This window comes from Synechococcus sp. OH2, from assembly GCF_047462155.1.
In the GTDB taxonomy this organism is placed as follows: domain Bacteria; phylum Cyanobacteriota; class Cyanobacteriia; order Thermostichales; family Thermostichaceae; genus Thermostichus.
Genome location: NZ_JANSIR010000100.1, coordinates 1 through 1,740 on the forward strand (window position 1 = coordinate 1; position 1,740 = coordinate 1,740).

General features: G+C 52.6%; 3 protein-coding genes. 1 reads left to right on the plus strand and 2 read right to left on the minus strand.

The features are described 5' to 3' along the window. Window positions 1-33: 33 nt before the first annotated feature. Both NW835_RS09910 and NW835_RS09915 read right to left on the minus strand, forming a co-directional pair. Complete coding sequence (locus NW835_RS09910; RefSeq protein WP_414415192.1) at window positions 34-981, minus strand: ADP-ribosylglycohydrolase family protein; 948 nt, start codon at window positions 979-981, stop codon at window positions 34-36. Between the two features lie 75 nt (window positions 982-1,056). Beyond that, a complete protein-coding gene (locus NW835_RS09915; protein ID WP_414349069.1) occupies window positions 1,057-1,389 on the minus strand; it encodes a hypothetical protein in 333 nt (110 codons plus the stop codon). A 174-nt stretch (window positions 1,390-1,563) separates the two neighbouring features. On the opposite strand from NW835_RS09915, the gene NW835_RS09920 reads away from it, so the two are divergent. Beyond that, a partial coding sequence (locus NW835_RS09920; RefSeq protein WP_414415193.1) for a phage integrase N-terminal SAM-like domain-containing protein occupies window positions 1,564-1,740 on the plus strand: 177 nt, incomplete at its 3' end.

Genomic DNA, 1,740 nt, shown 5'->3' on the forward strand with positions numbered 1-1,740 from the left:
TTGCTAAGTGTTGCTACTGTACCCCTTGATTCCTTAACAGGCTGTATTAGGGCTGGCAACATAACGGTATGCCGCTCTCTTCTTGCTCGCGCTGTACAGCCGGTCAGCGAGCTCCGCAATCTCCAAATGTAACGCAAGCCGTTCTAGCCAGGCGACAGGAATTCCTTGTACACCATAGTACGCTCCTGCCACTTGCCCACATACCGCAGCGGTTGTGTCGGCATCGTTGCCTAGATTTGCCGCCATGAGAACCGCTTCCTCAAAACTGTGGGAACGAACAAAACACCACATCGCCGCTTCCAGACTGTCCACCACATACCCGGAGCCTCGTATCTCATCTTCCAGCTTTTGACGGTAGGCTCCGCGGGCAATCGCAACGATCTTCTCGGCCCCCACGAATGTCTGGCTGTCACCCAGGGCAACCTCATCCTTTGAGCTGCCAGATAATGCCCGACAAATGATCCGCGCCAAAAGACGACAAGCATCTAGGCATTCCGCCGCACCGTGAGTAATTCGGGAACTCTCCGCTGCAAATCGTTCTGCTGCTTCCAGGTTCGGGAAGAAGAACATAGGAATCGGCGCTAACCGCGTTATGCACCCATTGCCGGCTGAGCGCGGATCGCTTGACCCGGCAAAGGGGTTTCCTGTCTGGCGAAACCTGCGCAATGCAGAGGCGGTCGTAGAACCTATGTCGAAGCATGTCCCAGTACTGCTCAAGTAACCCGTCTCGGCCCACTTGCAATAACGCCTCATTTGATCATGAGCGTCGAACCCGTTGCACTCAACAAGGCTGGTTGCTAGGCAAAGCGCCATCGAAGTATCATCAGTCCACTGGCCTGCACGGAGATGGAATGGACCTCCGCCAACCATATCCGTCAGCGGTGTAAAGCTTCCCCGTGGACGAAACTCAACGGTAGTGCCGATAGCATCCCCAACGGCAAGACCGAGAAGACACCCACGGAAACGGTCTTGTTGCTGCATCTGCGTTCTCCCAAGTGGGGTAACGTTTGAGCTCAGTCCGCGGCCCGTCAGGGCCGTCGCGCCTGCAGCGATGAGTTAGGAATACTCAATATCTATTAAAACCTTTCCTTTACTACCAGCACCAACATTCACTTTTACCCCCTCAATGGGGACATCTAGATGGAAGCCTGCCTGCTCATCCATCATAATTTTCATCCGTTTTGCCCCGTGTTCTTTGCCGGCCTTGATTAGGTCAACGGCTACCTTCGATTGCTTCTCTACAGCTTTCCCAGGTTCTAGAAAATCAAAGACCTTATCAGCGATCCAAAAGAACGGAGCATAAATTTGGCCAAGAACAGGAATTTCACGGAGATCTTTGATTGCGCTCCGAAAGCCATCTCTTGTTGTCAGGTCATAGTTGCTTTTCATAATTGGCACTTTGTCAGAAGGACTCCTAACAGTTGAACTCACCCGCCGTCAATGACTTAGAGTGCTGAAGATAGCCTAGCATACAGTCGGGGGCAGTAACTTGTTACACTATGTAAGTTTTTCGCTGTTCGCCTCTACTACCCACCAACCCCAGCGCCCCCTCACCAACAACCTTTGGAGCAGGTCAGTGATGCTCTCCGAGTCAAGCACTACTCCTACCAGACTAAGAAATTTTATCTTCTCCGGATCCGTCGATATATCTTGTTTCACAACAAGCGACACCCCAAGGAGATGGGTGGCGAGCAGATCAATGCCTTCTTAACCCACTTAGCGGTGGAGGAGGGGGGGGCG